Here is an 18,569-nt window from a genome sequence, read left to right as displayed (position 1 = left end):
GCGTAGAGCCCAGCGCAGGGGCTTAGGCACCCACTTTCAAAAACAGCCCTTGGTCGGGGGCAAAGTTGGCGTGCAAGGGCAGTAGCGCCCCGCCCAGCGCGCGGGCGTCGGGGCCTACATTGCCCGCAATCACGGTGGCAGGCCACAGGCCTTCCCAGTTGTAGCTTGTGAGGGCTGCGTTGGTGCGCTCAATGACTTGGTTTTGCAGGGCGGGGCAGAAGGAGCCGTCAATGACCACGGTGTCTATGTCTAAAAACGCGGTGCCACTGACCACACAGTGCGCCAGGGCTTGCGCCGCCGTATCAATCCAGGCTTGGGTTTCGCTGGCAAATGCCTCGCTCAAGGCCCGTTCGTCGTAGGCCGCACTGGGGTCTAGGCCCTGGGCCAAGTAGCGTTGCTCCAGCTCCCAAAGGGACGCTTGGCTGACCAATTGCTCGGGCATTTGGGTGCCACCAGACAAGCCTAGGGGCAAAGAAGCCACCGCCCCCGCATTGCCATGGGCACCCATATGCAGGTGGGAGTTGATGACCAAGCCACCACCCACAAAAGTGTCCACAAACAAGTACAAATAGCTTTTGACATCGCGCCCACGCCCGCTCACCAACTCGGCCACGCAGGCGGCCACCGTGTCTTTGGCAAAGCTGACGGGCGCGTCAATCATGGCCTGCACGCGCGCGCAAGTCAATGTCATTCCATTCGGTGCTTTGTGCTTCGGACAGGCCCAGCATCTTGTGCCAGCCGCCCAGCTGAAACGGGGCCGCTACACCCACGCCCACCAAGCGCGGGGCCAAGTCGCCCAAGGCCTGCAGCATGGCTTTCATGCGCTGGTCAATGGCGGGCAGGAGGGTGGCCGCGTCGGGGAAGGCGTATTCCAGGCTTTGGCGCTGCCGCACCTAGCCTGTGAAGTCCACCAACAACCAGTCGGCACTGCGCCGCCCAATCTTGATGCCCAACGAAAACGCGCCATCGGGGTTGAGGGCAATGGGCACCGAGGGCTGGCCAATGCGGCCGCGAATGGGGTCATGCCGAATCAGCAGTCCGTCTTCGTCCAAGCGGGTGATGATGAGGCCGATGGTCTGGGCTGTAAGCCCCGTGAGCCTGGCCAAGTCGGCCTTGGCGAGGCTGCCGTTGAGGCGAATGGTTTGCAGGACAACCCGCTCGTTAAAAGCCCGCATACCCACATGGTTGGAGCCACGGGGGCGCAGTGGTTGAAGGGCGTTGGGCGGGGTGCTGTCTTGCGTCATGGACGCAGATTTTCACCGATCACGCCCTTGCGCAGAATAAAGTTAGCAAAAGGCTGCTTTTCGCCGGTGAGCACGATGGCATAGGCCGCGCGCGCGCGGTCGTAAAACGCAAAGCGCTCCACAGCTTCTGCACTTTGGCTAGGCAGCATATGGGGCACCAGCAAAGCCATCACCTCGCGCTGCACGGCAGACGCATAGTCGGATGCCGCGCCACTCACGTGCATAAACGCGGCAGGGTGGGGCACATCTTCGGCCAAGGGCATGAGTGCGGTAATGGCTTGCACCACTGGGGGCAAGGTGGTGCCGGGCAGGCGCAACACGGGCTTGCCCGCTGCAATACTCATGGCAGTGAAATTGGCATCAGCCACTACCAAAGCATCGTCGTGGCCCATTTCCATGAGCAGCTTGAGAAGCTCTGGCGTGAGCAGGGGCGAGATACCTTTAAGCATGCGCGTCTTCCGGTAGTTCCTGCACCGTCTTGGCGCCTGTCATCACGGCCACGGTGTCGCTCATGCTGATGGTTTTGGGGTTGACCACGGCTGCCCGTTTGCCCAGGCGTTGGATGTGGATGCGGTCTGCAATCTCAAACACATGGGGCATGTTGTGGCTGATCAAAATCACGGGCAAGCCTTTGTCGCGCACCCGACGAATGAGCTCCAGCACCATATTGCCTTCCTTCACGCCAAGCGCCGCAGTGGGTTCGTCCAAAATCACCACATGCTGGGCGAACGCCGCCGCACGGGCCACGGCCACGCACTGGCGCTGCCCGCCGGAGAGCGTTTCTACCGCTTGGGTCATGGAGCGAATGCCAACTTTGAGCTCGGCCATGCGGCTCATTGCTTGCTCCAACATGGTTTTCTTGTCGAGCAGCCGCAAGAGCTGGCCTACTGCGCCGGGCTTGATGAGTTCACGGCCCAAGAACAAGTTCTCAGCAATCGTCATGGCTGGCGCTACGGCCAAGTCTTGGTACACCGTCTCAATGCCGTTGCGTCGCGCATCAATCGGCGACTTAAAGCGCATGGGCTTGCCGTCAAGCAGCAGTTCACCTTCGTCGGGCACCGTGGCGCCCGATAGCGCTTTGATGAGTGACGACTTGCCCGCGCCGTTGTCACCAATCACCGCCAGAATTTCGCCAGCGCGTAGCTCAAAGTCGGTGCCGTCCAAGGCGGTCACTTGCCCATAGCGTTTGACCAAGCCTTTGGCCTGCATCACCAATGGCTCATGGGTCATAGAAGAAGTGCTAGATGTGCGCATTAGCGTGCTCCCTTACGCGACATTTGGTCAGCTGCTACGGCCAAAATGACCAAGATGCCAGTAATCAAGGTTTGGTAGACGGAGGCCACACCCATGAGCGTGAGGCCATTGCGAAACACGCCCACAATCACCGCGCCAACCAAAGTGCCCAAAATAATGCCGCGCCCGCCAAAGAGGCTGGTACCACCCAAAACCACCGCCGTAATAGCGTCCAGGTTCTCAGTTTGGCCCGCGTTGGGGTCGCCCACGCCGGTGCGCGCCACCGACAACAGGGCGGCAATGCCGTAGAACAATCCGGCCATGGCATACACCGTGATCAACACACGGTCTACGCTAATACCGGTCAGGCGCGCTGCTTCGGGCGCATTGCCCACGGCGTACAGATGGCGGCCCGGTGCAGTGTCGCGCAGTACAAACCAGGCGACTACATACAGAACCAGCATGGTCACGGTGCCCAGGCTGACTTCGGCTTGGCCCAAGTTAAACGTGTTGCCAAGCGCGGTGAGTTCAAGCGGCAAGTTGGGAATGATTTGCGCCTTGGAGTAAATCTGGGTAATGGCAAACGCAATGTTCAGCGTGCCCAAAGTCACAATAAACGGGGGCAGCTTGGCGCGCGTGACCAAGAGGCCGTTGAGCAAACCAAATGCGGTGGTAACCGCCAAGCCGCAGGCAATGGCGACATAGGGGTTCAAGCCGTAGTGCACGGCAAACTTGGTCATGATGACGCCGCCCAGGGCCATCACCATGCCGCACGACAGGTCAATCCCTGCCGTCAAAATAACCAGTGTTTGTCCGATGGCAATGACACCGACCACCATCACTTGCTGCAGCACCAAAGACAGGTTCTCGGCAGACAAAAAGCGCTCAGACTGGGTGGTAAAAAATAGGCAGGTGACCAACAAGGCCAGCCAGGGGCCCAATGCGCCCCAGGGGATATTGCGTGGTGAAGTGTTCATGGGCGCGGCCCCCAAAAAAGATAAAAACAGGGTGCGCCAGCCTGTAGCGTGGCGCACCCCAAAAGGCAACTTGCTCTGTGCTGCGTTTGTGTTTCAAACAGCTATGGGAGCAAGCGGTTGTCGCAAGTTACTTTTCGCCCCAGCACAGGTCCAAACCTGTTTTGGTGTCTTTGCTGTCGACGCCCTTAATGGCTTTGGCTGAAATCAAAGTCACGCCAGTGTCTGTGTAACCCGACGACTTTTTGCCACCCTTGGCATAGCTCACGCCAGCGGCTACACCCAATGCAGCCATCTTCAGTGGGTACTGTTGTGAGGTCGCGGTGATGATGCCGGAAGCGGTGTCACGAATGCCTTGGCAGCCGCCGTCCACAGACAAAATGGTCACGCCCTTTTCTTTGCCAGCTTTTTTCAGTGCGTTGTAGGCACCTGCAGCAGCGGGCTCATTGATGGTGTACACCACATTGATGTCCGGGTTCTTTTGCAGGCAGTTTTCCATGGCGGTTTGGCCCTTGGCTTGGTCGCCAAAGCTGTCGGCCATACACACAATGGATGCGTCGGTGGACAGCTCGTTGGACTTGGCATCCGCAGCGTTCAGGCCAAAGCCTTTCATGAAGCCGTTGTGGCGTTGAGCACCCACGGGGTGGCCGGGGAACAAGTCCAAAGTAGCAATCTTGGCGGGCTTGCCACCCATGACCGCTTTGGCGTATTGGCCGATCAGCACGCCCGCCTTGTAGTTGTCGGTAGCAAACAGCGCGTCAGCGCCGTCAAACGGGCTGTCCAGCGCAATCACTTGCACGCCTTTGGCTTGCAGCTTTTTCACGGTGGGGATGATGGCGTCGCCACTGGCGGTGATCAAAATGGTTTTCGCACCGGCGGCTGCCATGTTTTCCAGCGCGGTGATTTGGGCGGCGGTGTCGCCGTCAATCTTTCCGGAGGCAGTCAGCAACTTGGCTCCCAGCTTTTTCGCTTCGGCTTCAGCGCCTTCTTTCATTTTCACGAAGAATGCGTTGGTTTCTGTTTTGGTGATCAAGCCGATCACAGGCTCGCCAGCCGCAAAGGCGGTGGAGGTTGCCAAAGCAAGTGCCGATAGCATCAAAGTGGTGGTAACTTTTTTCATGTGGAATCTCCAGTGTGTTTGACTGTCCGTTGTGTGGCGTTTGGGCTTGCACCCCCAAACAAATTTGCGCTTTACCTTGCGGCGCCGGTGAACTATAGTCCCGTAGCACTTACTAAATCAAGTTACTTTAATTAAGGAAAACCCTGATATGGCGCAAAAAAGTATCGACCTGCAGGTTGCCACTGCCGGAGAAGCGCTGATCGATTTGATCCGCGAACCGGATGGCCGACTCAAGCCGTGTTTGGGGGGCGCGGTGTACAACCTCACCCGGGCACTGGCCCGCCAAGAGGTGCAAACGCTGTACCTCAATCCCTTATCCAAAGACCGCTTTGGGCGTGAACTCAGTGCAGCCATGCTGCAAGACGGTGTGCGCCTTGCAGTACCCGAACCCGTGCTGCAAGTCACATCACTTGCGGTGGTGGGGGTGAATGACCAGGGCCACCCTGACTACGCTTTTTACCGAGAAGGTGTGGCGGACCGTGCCATCACCGCACAGCAAATGAACGCTGCTTGTGAGGCGGCAGAAACACTTTCTATCGTGTGCACCGGTGCGCTGGCCTTGTCGCCCGACGACGCAGACACCTATTTGCCCTGGCTGGCTGCGCAACGCCAATCGGGCCGCACCGTGATAGTGGATGCCAACTTGCGCCCCTCGGTCATGCCGAATATGACGCGCTACCGCAGCCACGTGCTCACGGCTTTGCAGTTTGCAGACGTCATCAAAGTCAGCGACGAGGACCTGGACAACCTGAATATCGAAGGCAGCAGTGACGTAGAACGCGCTGGCGCATTGTTTGCCCAAACCCCTGCGCACTTTGTGGCACTCACACGGGGCGCGCAGGGCGCAGCGCTGCTCACGCGCCAAGGCCAGGTGTTTTACGCCCGAGAAACAGCAGCCGTCCAGGTGGTGGACACGGTCGGGGCAGGCGACTGCTTTTTGGCGGGCATGGTGGCGTCCATGTTAGAGCAAGGCTTGGCGGCTGATTGGGGCGCTGAGCTGGTGGAGCCTAGCCAAGCCCAGGCGCTGTTGTTCAACGCCATTGCCAGCGCGACCTTGTGCGTGATGCAACGTGGCGCGGTACCCCCTAGCCGGGCCCAGGTGCAGGCACGGGTTGCCACAGCGGGCTTGGAGTTTCGGGCATGAGCATCGCGCAAGTTTGGCTGGATCAGGCCGCAGCCCTCATCGCCACCGGCCAGCGCAAGATATTGGGCATTGCCGCCCCCCCGGGCGCGGGCAAGTCCACCTTTGCGCAAGCCTTGCAAGCGCACTTCCCTCACGAGAGCTTGGTGCTGCCTATGGATGGCTTCCATCTGGCCAACAGCGAGTTAAACCGCTTGGGCCGCGCGCAGCGCAAGGGCGCGCCTGACACCTTTGACGCGGCGGGCTATGTGAACGTACTGGCACGCATTCGCAGCCAAGTCATGGTGGCCAATCACTCTGCTGACACGGCACACACGATTTACGCGCCGGACTTTAGACGCGAGTTTTCAGAAGGCATTGCAGGCGCCATTGCGGTAGAGCCGCACATCAAACTCGTGATTACCGAGGGCAACTACTTGCTGTTGCAAGAGGGCGCGTGGCGCCATGTGCGGGCGCAGCTCGATGTCGCCTGGTATCTGTCTGTGGATGACACCGTGCGCAATGCACGTTTGGCGGGGCGCCACATGCGCTACGGCCGGACGCAAGAAGAAGCCTTGGCCTGGATTGCCCAGACCGACGAGCCCAATGCCGTGCGCATTGCGGCCAGCCGCCACTTGGCGGATGCCCAAGTGCCTTGGGACGAGCTTTAAAGAGTCTTAGCTACCAATACAAACGCCCCAAACCGCAAGCGCACAGCGCAGCTATTTGAGGCGAAGTACAAGCCCGCTGGGCGGCAAGGCCCCTACAGGCAAGGCTTAAACCAGATTACTGGTTAGCCCATTCGTGGCGGTCAGCTGCAGCAAACAGGTCGTGCGCAAAGTCGCGCTCATACTTAGGCAGGCTAGCGGCATAGGCGCGCAATTGTTCCGCTTCTTCAAAAGCGGTCAGTTTGCGCGGCGCTACAACGCTGCTTTGGGTGGCTGCAGCCCACAATGCCGCGACCAGCTTTTGGGCTGCCGTGGCCAATTCTTTAACCGCAGAACCCACGTTAGAGGCTGGGGCAGAAGCGGCTTGCGCAGTGTTCAAAGTGGTAGTCGTCATGATGAGGCTCCTTCAAAGTTAATCATGTTGCACTGCAGTATAGGGTAAACCCTAAACCCATGGGTTACAAAGGGGTTACTTTGGGGCAGCAGTGTGAAACCAGCAACACTTTCTCTCTACAGCACACTTTAGATTGCGCTCTTTAGGCCGTTCTCGGGTCGATCACAGTCCTATTTGGGGCGTAATCCGTATGTACCTCACTTCGCCGAGTGCAATGCCCGGCGGGAGCGCACCGCCGCAGCCAGCTCCTGCAGCACGGGCAAGGTTTGCGCCATGCTGATACAGGCGTCGGTCACCGACACCCCATGCTTCAAGGGTGTGCCAGGCAAGATGTCTTGTCGGCCTTCGTTCAGGTGGCTTTCAATCATCAAGCCTGTGATGCGCAGGTCGCCTGCGGCAACTTGGGCCGCCACTTCACCGGCCACGGTGATTTGGCGTTGGTGTTGCTTGCTGCTGTTGGCATGGCTCACATCAATCATCACCTGCTCGCGCAAGCCAGCCGCTTTGAGCAAAGCGCAGGCCGCGTCCACATCGGCCGCTGAGTAGTTAGGTTGCTTGCCGCCCCGCAGAATGACGTGGCAGTCATCGTTGCCGCGGGTTTCAAAAATGGCCGCTTGTCCCATTTTGGTCATGCCCATAAACGCATGCGCCGCTTGGGCCGCCTGAATGGCGTCGGTCGCTACTTTGATGCCGCCGTCTGTACCGTTCTTAAAGCCCACGGGGCACGACAGGCCGCTGGCCAGTTGGCGGTGGCTTTGGCTCTCGGTGGTGCGCGCACCAATGGCACCCCAGCTCACCAACTCACTGATGAACTGTGGGCTGAGCAAATCCAAAAACTCTGTGCCCACGGGCAGGTCAATGGCCAGCACATCCAGCAACAGCTTGCGCGCCATCTCCAAACCCTCATTAATGGCAAAGCTGCCATCCAGGTGGGGGTCATTGATATAGCCCTTCCAGCCCACGGTGGTGCGTGGCTTCTCAAAATACACGCGCATCACCACCAGCAAGTCGTCTTTCAATGCATCGGCTTGTTCCTTGAGCTGCCACGCATAGTCCATGGCCTGCTCGTGGTCGTGGATAGAGCAGGGCCCAACGACCACCACCAAGCGGTCGTCTTTGCCGTGCAAGATCTTAGAAATAGCCGCACGGCTGCTCTCCACCAGCGCCTGCGCTGCATCCGGCACAGGCAGCTTTTCTTCCAGCAGCGCTGGCGTGATCAGCGGGCGTACACCTGCAATGCGGGTGTCATCAATGCGGGTGGTGTCGTGGGTCGTCAGCGGCGCAGAAACAGAAGTCGTCATACTATGAATTTAATAGCTGCTTGCGCAGTGTGGATGAGGGTTGGGGCCGTATTTTGCCACTAAGTGACTGGAAAGCGCGGATTTGGCAGCCCAGCACTTGTAATGTCGAGCGTGTTCCCATCAACCTTGAAAAAGCGCACTTGCTCAGTGCCGTTCCAAGAAGTCGTTCGCGATCGAAGAATTTTGACGCGACGCCTTATAAATTTTGATTGACTCCCGTTCTGTCAAGATTGCTTGGATAGTCACTGTTTTGATCCAATGCGTTCTTCCCCCCAATCAAAACAGCCTTGCTGCTGGGGAAATGCTAAAAAAACTGAAGTTACGTTCGGCGGACTGAGTAGACTTCGCCCTGTAAAAGCTTTCTTTACTCCACATGCCACTGCAACAAGACATCCGTTTCTGTACCAGTTCAGACGGCGTGAAGATTGCCACTACATCAAGTGGCTCAGGTTTTCCAATAGTTCGGGCCGGCACCTGGCTCAGTCATTTGGACTGTGACGCCAGACACACAGAGCCACAAGCCTATATCAAGGCACTGAGCAAGGGCTACACCTATGTTCGATACGACACAAGAGGCTGCGGGCTTTCCGACCGCAGAGTAACCTCCGTAACGTTTGAGGACGGTATCAAAGACCTCGAGGCCGTTGTGGCCGCGCACGGGCTCAAGCGGTTTGCTCTTTTTGGAATGTCAATGGGTGCCGCAACTTCTATTGCATATGCAGCGCGTCACCCGGATCAAGTTTCCCACCTGGTGTTGTTAAGTGGATTTGCTACCTCCGTGTTCAGTACGCCCAATGTCAGCCAAACAGCAATTGATGAAGCGGAGTTGGTCATCAAGAGTGCTGAATTGGGGTGGAATAACTCGAAGTCGGTCTTCCGAAAGCTATTTGTAGCGCAGTTGCTCGGCAACCCTACGCCGGAACAACAACGCGAGTTGGAAGAGCGCATGCAGCTCTCGATGACTCCCGAAATCGCCGCAACCTATTTGCGCAACAACTACTCGATAGATGTCAGCACGGAATGCGCTCAGCTTCAGGTTCCAACCTTGGTGTTTCACTGCCGCAAGGACGAGATGATCGGTTTTGAACAAGGCCGCAAGATGGCTTCTCGTATTGCTGGCTCCCGGTTTGTTCCATTGGACGCGCAAGGGCATGTATTGCTGTCGACCGAACCTGCCATGAAGGTCTTTGAAGCAGAGTTGTCAGAATTTCTCGGCACTAAAGCACCAGCACGTCCATTGACACCGCGTCAGGCAGAAGTGCTCAGGGAAGTGGCGTTGGGCAATACGGATAAGGAAGTTGCCAAAGCACTGGGCTTGAGTCCCAGAACCGTGGAAATGCATGTGGCCGCTGCCATCAAAGCCCTTGGATGTTCGAACCGCGCTGAAGCGGTACATCGCGCCGGAACCCTCGGGCTACTGGATAGCTAAACCGCTTGCAGAGTAGCGCTACGGTATCGATTACCGTAGTCACAGGGGGGCAATACCGTAGTCTTCACGGTAGCCGTGCGTCTAGCTTCGTTCGACACTGACTCCACTGGAATCACGCAAGGAGAAAGACATGTTGATCGCCATTTCGCACCCTACATCCTCCATTTTTTCCGCCATCCACTGGATGGGAATCAAGCGAGCTGACTTGGGGAAGGATGAACCACAGGGGCTCGACCATGTCGTTCATGAAATGCAACTCAACCGCGGCCGAATACGCGAAGTAGAGGCTCCGTTGGGCGTCACATTGGAATGCACAGCTGGCCGGATATGGATTACCTTGGACCATGATCCGCGCGATGTGATCCTCGATCCTGGGCAGGCATTCGTGGTGGACCGCGACCAGCGTACTTTGGTAATGGCACTGGAAAAAGCGAGCGTCAGGATTTCACGCCCGGAACTAGCTTGAGCTATGGGCGGTTTAAATCATGAAAATTGAAACCGAGTTCGATGTCGAATATCAGGAAACCGGTAAGGGCGACGCTATCGTCTTTGTACCAGGATCTTTCTTAACGGGTTCATCTTGGCGGCCTATTGCTTCTCCATTGTCAGAGCGGTACCGGACGATTACCACCAGCTTGTCTGGATATGGAAAAACCCAGGAACGCAGAACGCCTGGTGGTAAGCACATGGAAGATCAGATGGACGTGCTGGAAGCGGTTCTGAAAAAGGTCGACGCTCCAGCGCACTTGGTAGCCCATTCATTTGGAGCCTATTGCGCACTGTTGCTTGCCATTCGCCGCCCCTGCAACTTGCTTAGCCTGACATTTTTTGAGCCTACAGTTTTCGGTTTACTGGCGCTAAGCAATGAAGCTGCTTTGCATCAGGACATGATCGGCACGCATGCGCCAGCACTGATCGCAATCATCGATGACAACGTCGGTCGTCAGCAATCAACAAGGTCTTAAATCAAACCGAAAGCGAGGGACAGATGGTTCAATGGATCGCCGGACTACCCGTTGCAATTCTTGTGGTGGCGGTGGCTGCTGTCGTCCTACTGAATTGGGTGTTCCCTCTGACTGGAGCGCAGTTGTTGCAGAAGTTGCTTCGGAACAAAGGCGGCCTTGTGCAAACGCAATTGCACATCAATGGCTTGGCCGTACCCTATCTTGTCGCAGGCAACGGTGAGCCTTTGATACTGGTACACGGGTTTACGGCCAACAAAGACACCTTCGACGCGATGGCACCCTATCTCACCTCAAGGTACACCTTGTATGCTGTGGACTTGCCGGGCCACGGAGATGCGGAAAGAGACATGAATGCAGACTTCAGCATGGCGGCACTGGTGGAATATGTCAGACAATTTGTGCAAGCGCTCGGGATCAACCGTGTGCATTTGGCTGGCAGTTCCATGGGTGGCGGTGTGGTCAGCTTTTATGCAGCGAGCTATCCAAACGAGGTCGCCAGTGTTTGGCTGCTAGATGCTGCGGTGACCCGTGAGTTCCTCACCGACTCGGAACATATCAAACGGTACGACGCGACTGGAACATTTCCCTATCTGATTCAAAACCATGCTGAGCACGCCCGCAAACTGGACCTGGTGTTTGGTAAGCCAGCCAAGATGCCCCACTGTTTGAAGTTTGCATTTGCCGAAGCGGCTATCCGAGACTTCGCAATCCAAAGCGCCATCTTGCAGCAGGTACGCAAAACGATCCCTATAGATCAGGTTTACAGCAATCTGCGTACACCAGCCCTCATCGTGACCGGTGACCATGACCTCGTTGTTCCACCCTCGTCAGCGCACACGCTAGCAAAAGTCTTTCCGCAAAGCACGCTTCAGGTCATCGAAGGGGCAGGCCACATCCCTATGGTGGAACGCCCGCGCAGGTGTGCACATGATTACTTGCAGTTCCGAACGAAGATCGCTGCCTAGTCAAAAGTAGGCTCCGCATTTTCAGAAACACCACGTCGAGCGACCACAATCGCGCCACTGCCGACATACTCCGTGTTCGATGGCGGACGGTCATTCTTGACAGTACCCGATTTGCTCCACATTTGATAGCTGCCCGCGCAATATCCATGGGCGCCAAGGCCATATTTCTCCAGTGTGAGGCCGCTTACTCCGTAGCCCCCACCGCCGCCACAAACGCAATCTCTAGCAAGTAGTCTGGGCTGGCCATTTCAGCGCTGACGCACACGCGGGCGGGAGCGCAGCCAGACGGGAGCCATTCGGCCCACAGCGCGTTGAAGGTGGCGCGCTCGTGCATGTGTTTGATGTAAATCGTGGCTTGCAGCAGCTGGCGTTTGCTAGAGCCAGCCAGCGCCAGCGTGCGCTCGGCTTGGGCGAGCAGGGCCAGGGTTTGGCTGCTGATGTCGGTGCCGCTTTCGGGCACTTCTACAAAGTAGGCGGTGCCCTTGTGTACGACAGCGTCTGACCATTGGGCTTGGGGGTTGATGCGTTGAATCATGCCGCCATGCTAACGCAGTGTGCGGCGTGTTTACACCAGCCCGCAGCGCTGCATGACTTCACGCCATGCGGCTAGCTTGCGCTCAAAACTCCATCTGGCGTTGGCCGGGCTGGTGCTGGGGAGTTGGTACACGGGCACGCCCAGCGTTTGGGTGTGGCGGGCGTGTTTGAAGCTCTCGCCGCCGTTGTGGGCGATGGCGCCTAAGTGCGGCAGCTGCAAGGCGGCGATGTTGTTGGGCACGGCGTTGCGGATGGCGCTGTCCAAGCTGCCGCTGCGCTCGCAGCTGGCATACACGTCCCACACGCCCAGGCCGCGCTCTAGCAGCCATTTGCTGCGATTTTCATAGCTGCTTGCGCTTATTCCATGTGCGCTAGAGGGCCAAATGGCCTCTAGGATTCGCCAAAATTGGTTTTGCGGATGGGCGTAGTACTGCTGCAGCTCCAATGAGCGCACCCCGGGAAAGCTACCCAGTATCAACACCCGGGTGGCGGGCGAGACCACAGGCGCTAAGCCTGTGAGCGATTCGGATGCTAAGTTGGAAGCGGGTGGTTTGCTGCGGGGCATGGAGTAGGTAGCTTATGGATGGCAAGGCACTGCTGCGTATTGTGGCGGCGCCTTGGCCTGAACCCCGCGCCTTTAGTTCAGCCGCATGCCTGCCACCAGTGCTTCCACGTTGTGCCGCATCATTTGCAAATAGGTAGCACCCGGCTCTGTGCTGCTGGAGAGCGCGTCTGCATACAGGCTAGCGCCCAAGGTGGTGCCTGCGTCTTGGGCGAGCTGGGCGATGAGTTTGGGGTTGCCCATGTTTTCAACAAACACCGCGCGAATCTTTTCACGTTTGATTTGGGCAATCAGCTGGGCGACTTGCTTGGCACTGGGCTCGGTCTCGGTGTTGACGCCTTGCGGAGCCAAGAACTGCACGCCGTAGCGTGCGGCAAAGTAGCCAAAGGCGTCGTGGGAGGTGATGACCTTGCGCTTGGCGACTGGCACTTGGTCAAACTGCGCTTGGGCCCAAGCGTCTAGGGCTTGCAGTTCTGTGATGTAAGCCTGTGCATTGGCAGCGTAGTGGGATGCGCCTGCTGGGTCTAGCTTGCTCAGCGCAGCCGCAATGTTGCGCGCATAGAGCACCACATTCTTGGGGTTTTGCCAGGCGTGGGGGTCAGCTTCGCTGTGGCCGTCATGCGCCATGCTGCGGGGTTTGATGCCGGTGGAGGCTATGAGCGTTGCCCCGCGGTAGCCGGTGGACTTGGCCAGTTTGGTCGCCCAGGGCTCAAAGCCCAAGCCATTGGTGACCCAAAGTTGGGTCCTCTGCAAAGCTTTGGCATGGCTGGGCTTGGGCTCAAACACATGGGCATCTTCGTTGGGCCCTACCAGCGTGGTGACTGTGACGCGCTGCGCCCCCACCACCCGCACCAAGTCCCCCAAGATGCTGAAGCTGGCAGTAACCGCTACGGTGTCTGCTGCCAAGGCAGAGTGCCCCAGCAAGCCGCAGGCACTAAGGCTTGCGAGCAAGGACTGGCTAAAACGACGACGGCTAAGTGCAATGGTGTGCATGGTGACAAACGTGCGGAGTGGATAAATCGGGTGGTATTTGTGTGGGCGGTGCGGCTAAGCCACACGGTGCGGGCGGCGAAGCACGCGCGGCAGGTAGCCGCCGGGTGCCACGAGCAGCGAAGCAAAATACAAAGCACCGGCGCAGCCAATGATGGTGGGGCCCGAGGGCGTGTCGCAGTGGTAAGACAGCAGCAGGCCCAGCGCGCCCGCTACCACCGCTTGGCCGCTGGCATTGAGCAGTTGGGCCGGCAAGGTGTCATGCCAGAGCTTGGCCGACACAGCGGGCAGCATCATGAGGCCCACCGCCATGAGCGTGCCCAGGGTTTGAAAGCCCGCCACCAGGTTGATTACTACCAGCATCAAAAAGCCTTGTTGCCATACCCAGCTGCCGTGGCGCAAGCGTTGCCACAGCGTGCCGCCCTTGCGGTGGTGGGCGCTTAAGAACACGGGGTCAAAGGTTTCCAGCACCAGCCCGCGATACATCAGCGCCAAGGCCAGCACACTGGCGCTGGACACACAAGCCACCAGCAGCAAGCCTGCGCGGTCCACGCCCAGCGCGCTGCCAAACAAAATGTGCAACAGGTCGAGTTGGGTGCCGTGGCTGGCGATCAGCGTCACGCCCAGGGCGAGCGCCACCAGGTAAATGGCGGCCAAGCTGGCGTCCTCTTTGAGTGTGGTGAAACGGCTCACGGCCCCGGCAATGCCCGCCACCAGCATGCCTGCGAGCACACCGCCCAAAGCCATGGCAGTGAGCGACAAGCCGCTGACCATGTAGCCAATGGCCACCCCCGGTAGCACTGCGTGGCTGAGTGCGTCGCCCAGCAAGCTCATGCGCCGCAGCGTGAGCAACACGCCCAAAGGCGCAGCGCTCAATGCCAGTGCGAGCGTGGCCACCAAGGCGCGGCGCATGAACGCAAACTCAGAAAAGGGAGCGACAACGGTGTCCCACACAAGGGCAAGGAGATAGTCCATATGACTTAGCAAGAGGAAGTGAGAGTGGGTGATGCGGGCTACACGGTGCACAGCGCCGCTTGCTCATCCCACGCTTCAGCCATGGCGCGGGCGCGGGCCCAGTGGTCTGGAGTGAGCACCTGTGCCGTGGGCCCCCATGCAATACAGGTGCGAGCCAGCAACAAGGTGTGCGGGAAATGGGCATGCACAACGGCGTCGTCATGCAGCACGGCAAGCACCGTGCGGCCCTGCAGGTGCCAGCGCTGCACCAAAGCGAGCAGGCTGTGCGTGGTTTTGGCGTCTACGGCGTTAAAGGGTTCGTCCAACAAAATGAGTGGGGCGTCTTGCACCATCAACCTGGCAAACAGCACCCGCTGCAACTGGCCGGTGGATAGGCTGCCCACTGTGCGTCTCTCAAACCCTTGCAGGCCAACCGTGTGCAAAGCATGTGCTACCTGGCTGAGCATGGCTGCTGTGGCAGTGCCCCACGCACCGGTACGCCCCCACAGACCCAAGAGCACACAGTCGCGCACATCCATCGGAAAGCTGCGGTCTAGCTCGCTTTGCTGCGGCAAGTAGGCAACGGCTTGCTGCGGTAGGTGCAATTGCACTGGCGGAAGGCTGCCAGTGGGTGCGTAGGCTTGCCCGTGCAAGATCCCCGCAATGCTTTTGAGCAGGGTACTTTTGCCCGCGCCATTGGGCCCCACTACGGCCGTGAGCGAACCCTGCAGCAGCTGCCCGCTGATGTGCTGCAGCGCAGGGTGCTGGCGGTAGCTCACCGTGAGATTGTTCAGCGTGAGCACAGGCGTTGGATACTGGGGCTGGCTCATAGCGGCGCGACCTCCAGCAGCGCCCACGCCACTCCCAGCCACAGCACCAACAAGGCAGGCATCACTGCCGCCACACGCCAGCTAGCAGGCCATGCCATCACACTGCAGCGCAGCACCGGGGCAGCCTCAGTCTCATCGTGTTCGGTGCCAAAGTTGCCGGGTGTAGCAGATGGTCTGTGCCTGAAAGTTTGGGGGCGCAGTGGGGTGAAGGCAATGGGTGTCTGCATGGTGGCGGAGCTGGCGAAATGAGCGATTGAGGTCAATGGCAAGGCTAGGAGCAAGGGCTAGGCGGCGGGCGAGCAGCTTTGTAAAGATGGCGAAGTCGTCACAAACCAAGGTGATAATGCAACCCGATTGCGATATAGTCTATCGCAACTTAATTGCATTTTTGCTTTTATTGCAACTTGGTTGCAATAAGTTTATCAACCACTGCTCTCCACTCTGGCGCCATGGCATCTCAATTTCCACCTGCTCCCGCTGCTGCGGACCCGATTGATGCGCTCTTGTCGGCCCATGGCCTGCGCCGCACGGCGGCCGCGCGCAAAGTGCTGGGCCTGCTGCTGGCGCATGCTGACATCAGCTACACCCATGCCCAGCTGCAAATTGCGCTGGCCGATGAGGGCGACGCCGCGCTAGACCGCGTGACGCTGTACCGTTTGATTGACCGGCTCACCCAGGTGGGCTTGCTCTTGTGCCGGGTGGACAGCCAGCGCGTGCGCCGCTACCAAGCCATGCCGCCCAGCGTGCACGCCATTCCGCACTTTGAGTGCCAAAGCTGCCACCGTGACAGCCCTTTGAGCGGCGCCTTGAAAGCCAATGCCGAAGATTTGGAGCGCGCCGCCCAAACTGCGCTGGAAGCACTGCAAGCCTTGGGCTACCAAGGCATGCACATGGACTTGGCGGTGCGCGGCGTGTGCGCGGATTGCGCCACTGGCGTACCACTTGCCGCGCCAAGCGCGACCCCAGGAGCCGCCGCATGATTCGCACCCAAGGTCTGACCTACGCCTACCCCGGCGGCAACGCCCTGGAGTTTCCTGATGTGGATGTGGCGCAGGGCGCAGTGCTGCTGCTCAGTGGTCCTTCGGGCTGTGGCAAGTCCACCTGGTTGGCGCTGGTGGCTGCACTGGTAGCGCCCAGCAGCGGCAGCTTGGTGGTGGCCGAGCAGCCTTTGCATGCTCTAAAAAATGTAGCGGCTGACGCATGGCGGGCGAGCGCAGTGGGCTTTTTGCCGCAAAAACTGCACCTGAGCGCTGCGCTCACGGTGTACCAAAACTTGGCCTTGAGTTTTTGGGCTGCGGGCTTGGCCGAAGACAGCGCGCGCATCCATGCCGCGCTACAAGCCTTGGGGGTGCACGGCTTGGCCCAACGCAAGCCAAGCCAGCTCTCGGGCGGGCAGGCGCAGCGTGTGGCCTTGGCCCGCGCCGTGCTGCTGCAACCCCGTGTGCTTCTGGCCGACGAGCCCACCGCCAGCTTGGACGATGAGGCCGCCGCCGATGCCGTGGCCTTGCTGCTCAACACGGCCAGCCAGCACCACGCCACGCTGGTGATCGCCACCCACGACGCCCGCGTAGCAACCCTTATTGGTGCCCATTCGCAAGGCCAAATTGGCCTGCAGTGCTTGTCCCTATTGCGCAAGCCGCTATCTAATGCAGAGCAATCTGGGCAAGCGGGGTCTGCCCTAGCGGCGTCCTCGACCAGGGGCGGGGAGGGCACCGTATGAAGACCTTGGCAATTTCTTGGCGCTATCTGTGGTCACGCCCCTTGGCGGCGGGGCTCAATGTGCTGCTGCTGAGCCTGGGGCTGGCATCCATCACGTTTTTGATGCTGGTGGGCTTTCAGCTGTCCAAAGCGTTTGACCGAGATTTGGCGGGAATCGACGTGGTGGTGGGCGCCAAGGGCAGCCCCATGCAGCTGATTTTGTCGGGCGTGCTGCATATTGATGTGCCGCCGGGCAACATTCCGCTCAAAGCCGTGCGCGAGCTTGAGAAGAATCCGCTGATCGCCAGCATCATCCCCGTGAGCTTGGGGGATAACTTTCAGGCCTACCGCATTGTGGGCACCTCACCCGCTTACATCAGCCATTACGACGCGCAACTGGCTCAGGGCGCGGTGTGGACCCAGCCCATGCAGGCCGTGGTGGGCGCAACTGTGGCGCGCAAGTTGGGCTTGCAGCTGGGCATGCGTTTTGTAGGGTCACATGGCTTGGGGGCAGGTGGCCACAGCCATGGTGACAACCCGTACACCGTGGTGGGCATTTTGGCGCCCAGCGGCAGTGTGCTGGACCGCCTGATCTTGACGGACACCGCCTCGGTATGGAAGGTGCACGAAGACTACACCGCCTCCCCCGACGACAGCGCCGAAGACCGCGCCGTGATGGAAGAGGAGCGCGAAATCACCATGGCGCTGGTGCGCTACAAAACTCCCATGGCGGCGGTGAGCTTCCCTCGCTATGTGAACACCAGCACCGAGATGCAGGCGGCCGCACCCGCGCTAGAAATTACCCGGCTGCTCAATATGCTGGGCTTGGGCACCGATGTGCTGCGTGCGTTTGCTGGTGTGCTTTTGCTGACTGCGGGATTGAGTGTGTTCATCGCCTTGTTGAGTGCGGTACGTGAGCGCCGGGCAGATCTTGCGCTCTTGCGCATGCTGGGCGCTGGCCCCGCCAAGGTGGCGGCATTGTTGCTGTGTGAGGCACTGTGGCTGGGCTTGGTGGCCTCTGTGCTGGGCTTGCTTTTGGGGCAGGGCTTTGCCGCAGCACTGGGCTGGTTCTTGAAACTCGATAACTCGTTGCTCATTGGCGGCTTGGTGTGGCCCCTAGAGCTGGCCGTGGTGCCTCTACTTGCGCTGGGTGTTTCTTTGTTGTCGGCGCTGTTGCCAGCCATAGGCGCCTACCGCGTGAGCGTGCTGGAACTCTTGCAGTCACGCTAATTGTTTAATCCTTGGAGATATGTTTTATGAAAAAAATGCTTCTAGCCCTTGTGGTGTGTGCGCTGACAGCTACGGTTTGTGTAGCAAAAGAGAGTGACGCTGAGACCAAGGCCGACGTTGCCAAGCACCGCGCCATGGCCGCTGCCCACTTGGCCGCAGCGCAGTGCCGTGAGTCTGGCAAAGACGAAGACCTGTGTAACAAGGAGCTACAAGCGGCTTGCAAGGGCTTGGCCATTGGCAAATTTTGCGGAATGAAACATGAGCACTAAACTTGAGCAAGTTGTCGGGTACGTGGCCCGCTGATGCTCGGTTTTATTTACAGAGGTGTCGCTATGCGCTTTACATCACTTAAACATTC

The 18,569-nt window shown here is 58.9% G+C and carries 22 protein-coding genes and 1 pseudogene; 10 read left to right on the top strand and 13 right to left on the bottom strand.

Annotation, left to right across the window (positions count from 1 at the left end; all coding sequences use genetic code 11):
• Nucleotides 1–22: 22 nt before the first annotated feature.
• The 5 genes and pseudogenes from EXZ61_RS13880 to EXZ61_RS13860 all read right to left on the bottom strand — a co-directional run bounded on the left by EXZ61_RS13880 (nt 23) and on the right by EXZ61_RS13860 (nt 4,571).
• Nucleotides 23–1,244, bottom strand: a pseudogene (locus EXZ61_RS13880) (ROK family transcriptional regulator).
• A complete protein-coding gene (locus tag EXZ61_RS13875) occupies nt 1,241–1,693 on the bottom strand; it encodes an RbsD/FucU family protein (RefSeq protein ID WP_142812327.1) in 453 nt (150 codons plus the stop codon). The pseudogene EXZ61_RS13880 and the gene EXZ61_RS13875 overlap by 4 nt, the downstream one beginning before the upstream one ends.
• Entirely contained in the window at nt 1,686–2,474 is a 789-nt protein-coding gene (locus EXZ61_RS13870; RefSeq protein ID WP_178084858.1) for an ATP-binding cassette domain-containing protein, read from the bottom strand. The genes EXZ61_RS13875 and EXZ61_RS13870 overlap by 8 nt, the downstream gene beginning before the upstream one ends.
• A gap of 23 nt (nt 2,475–2,497) precedes the next feature.
• Complete coding sequence (locus EXZ61_RS13865) at nt 2,498–3,454, bottom strand: ABC transporter permease (protein WP_142812325.1); 957 nt, start codon at nt 3,452–3,454, stop codon at nt 2,498–2,500.
• 127 nt (nt 3,455–3,581) lie between these two features.
• Nucleotides 3,582–4,571 (bottom strand): sugar ABC transporter substrate-binding protein, encoded by a 990-nt coding sequence (locus EXZ61_RS13860; RefSeq protein ID WP_142812324.1) that lies wholly within the window; start codon nt 4,569–4,571, stop codon nt 3,582–3,584.
• A 148-nt stretch (nt 4,572–4,719) separates the two neighbouring features.
• Here EXZ61_RS13860 and EXZ61_RS13855 point away from each other — a divergent pair, with 148 nt between their 5' ends.
• Both EXZ61_RS13855 and EXZ61_RS13850 read left to right on the top strand, forming a co-directional pair.
• On the top strand, nt 4,720–5,715 hold the full coding sequence (locus tag EXZ61_RS13855; RefSeq protein ID WP_142812323.1) for a PfkB family carbohydrate kinase: 996 nt from the start codon (nt 4,720–4,722) through the stop codon (nt 5,713–5,715).
• The gene (locus tag EXZ61_RS13850) at nt 5,712–6,362 is read left to right on the top strand and encodes a nucleoside/nucleotide kinase family protein (protein ID WP_142812322.1); all 651 of its coding nucleotides are present in this window, start codon (nt 5,712–5,714) and stop codon (nt 6,360–6,362) included. Before EXZ61_RS13855 ends, EXZ61_RS13850 begins: the two co-directional genes overlap by 4 nt.
• Nucleotides 6,363–6,477: 115 nt before the next feature.
• Here the strand turns inward: EXZ61_RS13850 and EXZ61_RS13845 are convergent, their stop codons facing one another.
• Together EXZ61_RS13845 and EXZ61_RS13840 are read right to left on the bottom strand one after the other, a co-directional pair.
• Nucleotides 6,478–6,753: a hypothetical protein gene (locus EXZ61_RS13845; RefSeq protein WP_142812321.1), complete on the bottom strand. Its 276-nt coding sequence runs from the start codon at nt 6,751–6,753 to the stop codon at nt 6,478–6,480.
• A gap of 197 nt (nt 6,754–6,950) precedes the next feature.
• Complete coding sequence (locus EXZ61_RS13840) at nt 6,951–8,054, bottom strand: 3-deoxy-7-phosphoheptulonate synthase (protein WP_142812320.1); 1,104 nt, start codon at nt 8,052–8,054, stop codon at nt 6,951–6,953.
• A 373-nt stretch (nt 8,055–8,427) separates the two neighbouring features.
• Here EXZ61_RS13840 and EXZ61_RS13835 point away from each other — a divergent pair, with 373 nt between their 5' ends.
• The 4 genes from EXZ61_RS13835 to EXZ61_RS13820 all read left to right on the top strand — a co-directional run bounded on the left by EXZ61_RS13835 (nt 8,428) and on the right by EXZ61_RS13820 (nt 11,413).
• A complete protein-coding gene (locus EXZ61_RS13835) occupies nt 8,428–9,483 on the top strand; it encodes an alpha/beta fold hydrolase (RefSeq protein WP_142812319.1) in 1,056 nt (351 codons plus the stop codon).
• A 130-nt stretch (nt 9,484–9,613) separates the two neighbouring features.
• Nucleotides 9,614–9,949 carry a DUF2917 domain-containing protein gene (locus EXZ61_RS13830; protein WP_142812318.1) on the top strand — a complete coding sequence of 112 codons (336 nt, stop codon included), beginning with the start codon at nt 9,614–9,616 and terminating at the stop codon, nt 9,947–9,949.
• A 19-nt stretch (nt 9,950–9,968) separates the two neighbouring features.
• Nucleotides 9,969–10,448, top strand: a complete 480-nt coding sequence (locus EXZ61_RS13825; RefSeq protein ID WP_142812317.1) for an alpha/beta fold hydrolase — start codon at nt 9,969–9,971, stop codon at nt 10,446–10,448.
• Nucleotides 10,449–10,606: 158 nt separating this feature from the next.
• Nucleotides 10,607–11,413: an alpha/beta fold hydrolase gene (locus tag EXZ61_RS13820; protein WP_168224768.1), complete on the top strand. Its 807-nt coding sequence runs from the start codon at nt 10,607–10,609 to the stop codon at nt 11,411–11,413.
• 184 nt (nt 11,414–11,597) lie between these two features.
• On the opposite strand, the gene EXZ61_RS13815 is transcribed toward EXZ61_RS13820, so the two are convergent.
• The 6 genes from EXZ61_RS13815 to EXZ61_RS13790 form a co-directional block, all read right to left on the bottom strand.
• A complete protein-coding gene (locus EXZ61_RS13815; protein WP_142812315.1) occupies nt 11,598–11,948 on the bottom strand; it encodes a RidA family protein in 351 nt (116 codons plus the stop codon).
• Between the two features lie 30 nt (nt 11,949–11,978).
• The gene (locus EXZ61_RS13810) at nt 11,979–12,512 is read right to left on the bottom strand and encodes a DNA-deoxyinosine glycosylase (protein WP_142812314.1); all 534 of its coding nucleotides are present in this window, start codon (nt 12,510–12,512) and stop codon (nt 11,979–11,981) included.
• A 72-nt stretch (nt 12,513–12,584) separates the two neighbouring features.
• Nucleotides 12,585–13,502, bottom strand: a complete 918-nt coding sequence (locus EXZ61_RS13805; RefSeq protein WP_142812313.1) for a metal ABC transporter substrate-binding protein — start codon at nt 13,500–13,502, stop codon at nt 12,585–12,587.
• A 54-nt stretch (nt 13,503–13,556) separates the two neighbouring features.
• Nucleotides 13,557–14,474 (bottom strand): metal ABC transporter permease, encoded by a 918-nt coding sequence (locus EXZ61_RS13800; RefSeq protein ID WP_142812312.1) that lies wholly within the window; start codon nt 14,472–14,474, stop codon nt 13,557–13,559.
• A gap of 38 nt (nt 14,475–14,512) precedes the next feature.
• Nucleotides 14,513–15,283 carry a metal ABC transporter ATP-binding protein gene (locus EXZ61_RS13795; protein ID WP_142812311.1) on the bottom strand — a complete coding sequence of 257 codons (771 nt, stop codon included), beginning with the start codon at nt 15,281–15,283 and terminating at the stop codon, nt 14,513–14,515.
• Nucleotides 15,280–15,510 (bottom strand): hypothetical protein, encoded by a 231-nt coding sequence (locus EXZ61_RS13790; RefSeq protein WP_142812310.1) that lies wholly within the window; start codon nt 15,508–15,510, stop codon nt 15,280–15,282. The genes EXZ61_RS13795 and EXZ61_RS13790 overlap by 4 nt, the downstream gene beginning before the upstream one ends.
• A gap of 222 nt (nt 15,511–15,732) precedes the next feature.
• Between EXZ61_RS13790 and EXZ61_RS13785 the strand changes: the two genes are divergently transcribed.
• Genes EXZ61_RS13785 through EXZ61_RS13770 form a run of 4 tightly spaced genes read left to right on the top strand, consistent with a single transcriptional unit; the run spans nt 15,733 to nt 18,480 of the window.
• Nucleotides 15,733–16,263, top strand: coding sequence for a Fur family transcriptional regulator (locus EXZ61_RS13785; RefSeq protein WP_142812309.1), 531 nt, complete (start codon nt 15,733–15,735; stop codon nt 16,261–16,263).
• Nucleotides 16,260–17,003, top strand: coding sequence for an ABC transporter ATP-binding protein (locus EXZ61_RS13780; RefSeq protein WP_142812308.1), 744 nt, complete (start codon nt 16,260–16,262; stop codon nt 17,001–17,003). The genes EXZ61_RS13785 and EXZ61_RS13780 overlap by 4 nt, the downstream gene beginning before the upstream one ends.
• Nucleotides 17,000–18,211, top strand: a complete 1,212-nt coding sequence (locus tag EXZ61_RS13775; RefSeq protein ID WP_142812307.1) for an ABC transporter permease — start codon at nt 17,000–17,002, stop codon at nt 18,209–18,211. The genes EXZ61_RS13780 and EXZ61_RS13775 overlap by 4 nt, the downstream gene beginning before the upstream one ends.
• Nucleotides 18,212–18,237: 26 nt before the next feature.
• A complete protein-coding gene (locus EXZ61_RS13770; protein WP_142812306.1) occupies nt 18,238–18,480 on the top strand; it encodes a hypothetical protein in 243 nt (80 codons plus the stop codon).
• Nucleotides 18,481–18,569: the final 89 nt, after the last annotated feature.

Source organism: Rhodoferax aquaticus, assembly GCF_006974105.1.
In the GTDB taxonomy this organism is placed as follows: Bacteria; Pseudomonadota; Gammaproteobacteria; order Burkholderiales; family Burkholderiaceae_C; genus Allorhodoferax; species Allorhodoferax aquaticus_A.
Note: the sequence above shows the minus strand (reverse complement) of the source record. Positions and strands in the feature narration are given on the sequence as shown.

Coding starts and splice junctions, on each gene's coding strand:
- EXZ61_RS13790 (WP_142812310.1), bottom strand. CDS start 15,510: ATGCAGACACCCATTGCCTTCACCCCACTGCGCCCCCAAACTTTCAGG.
- EXZ61_RS13785 (WP_142812309.1), top strand. CDS start 15,733: ATGGCATCTCAATTTCCACCTGCTCCCGCTGCTGCGGACCCGATTGAT.
- EXZ61_RS13875 (WP_142812327.1), bottom strand. CDS start 1,693: ATGCTTAAAGGTATCTCGCCCCTGCTCACGCCAGAGCTTCTCAAGCTG.
- EXZ61_RS13780 (WP_142812308.1), top strand. CDS start 16,260: ATGATTCGCACCCAAGGTCTGACCTACGCCTACCCCGGCGGCAACGCC.
- EXZ61_RS13845 (WP_142812321.1), bottom strand. CDS start 6,753: ATGACGACTACCACTTTGAACACTGCGCAAGCCGCTTCTGCCCCAGCC.
- EXZ61_RS13825 (WP_142812317.1), top strand. CDS start 9,969: ATGAAAATTGAAACCGAGTTCGATGTCGAATATCAGGAAACCGGTAAG.
- EXZ61_RS13805 (WP_142812313.1), bottom strand. CDS start 13,502: ATGCACACCATTGCACTTAGCCGTCGTCGTTTTAGCCAGTCCTTGCTC.
- EXZ61_RS13860 (WP_142812324.1), bottom strand. CDS start 4,571: ATGAAAAAAGTTACCACCACTTTGATGCTATCGGCACTTGCTTTGGCA.
- EXZ61_RS13855 (WP_142812323.1), top strand. CDS start 4,720: ATGGCGCAAAAAAGTATCGACCTGCAGGTTGCCACTGCCGGAGAAGCG.
- EXZ61_RS13770 (WP_142812306.1), top strand. CDS start 18,238: ATGAAAAAAATGCTTCTAGCCCTTGTGGTGTGTGCGCTGACAGCTACG.
- EXZ61_RS13775 (WP_142812307.1), top strand. CDS start 17,000: ATGAAGACCTTGGCAATTTCTTGGCGCTATCTGTGGTCACGCCCCTTG.
- EXZ61_RS13800 (WP_142812312.1), bottom strand. CDS start 14,474: ATGGACTATCTCCTTGCCCTTGTGTGGGACACCGTTGTCGCTCCCTTT.
- EXZ61_RS13850 (WP_142812322.1), top strand. CDS start 5,712: ATGAGCATCGCGCAAGTTTGGCTGGATCAGGCCGCAGCCCTCATCGCC.
- EXZ61_RS13870 (WP_178084858.1), bottom strand. CDS start 2,474: ATGACCCATGAGCCATTGGTGATGCAGGCCAAAGGCTTGGTCAAACGC.
- EXZ61_RS13865 (WP_142812325.1), bottom strand. CDS start 3,454: ATGAACACTTCACCACGCAATATCCCCTGGGGCGCATTGGGCCCCTGG.
- EXZ61_RS13810 (WP_142812314.1), bottom strand. CDS start 12,512: ATGCCCCGCAGCAAACCACCCGCTTCCAACTTAGCATCCGAATCGCTC.
- EXZ61_RS13835 (WP_142812319.1), top strand. CDS start 8,428: ATGCCACTGCAACAAGACATCCGTTTCTGTACCAGTTCAGACGGCGTG.
- EXZ61_RS13840 (WP_142812320.1), bottom strand. CDS start 8,054: ATGACGACTTCTGTTTCTGCGCCGCTGACGACCCACGACACCACCCGC.
- EXZ61_RS13795 (WP_142812311.1), bottom strand. CDS start 15,283: ATGAGCCAGCCCCAGTATCCAACGCCTGTGCTCACGCTGAACAATCTC.
- EXZ61_RS13815 (WP_142812315.1), bottom strand. CDS start 11,948: ATGATTCAACGCATCAACCCCCAAGCCCAATGGTCAGACGCTGTCGTA.
- EXZ61_RS13830 (WP_142812318.1), top strand. CDS start 9,614: ATGTTGATCGCCATTTCGCACCCTACATCCTCCATTTTTTCCGCCATC.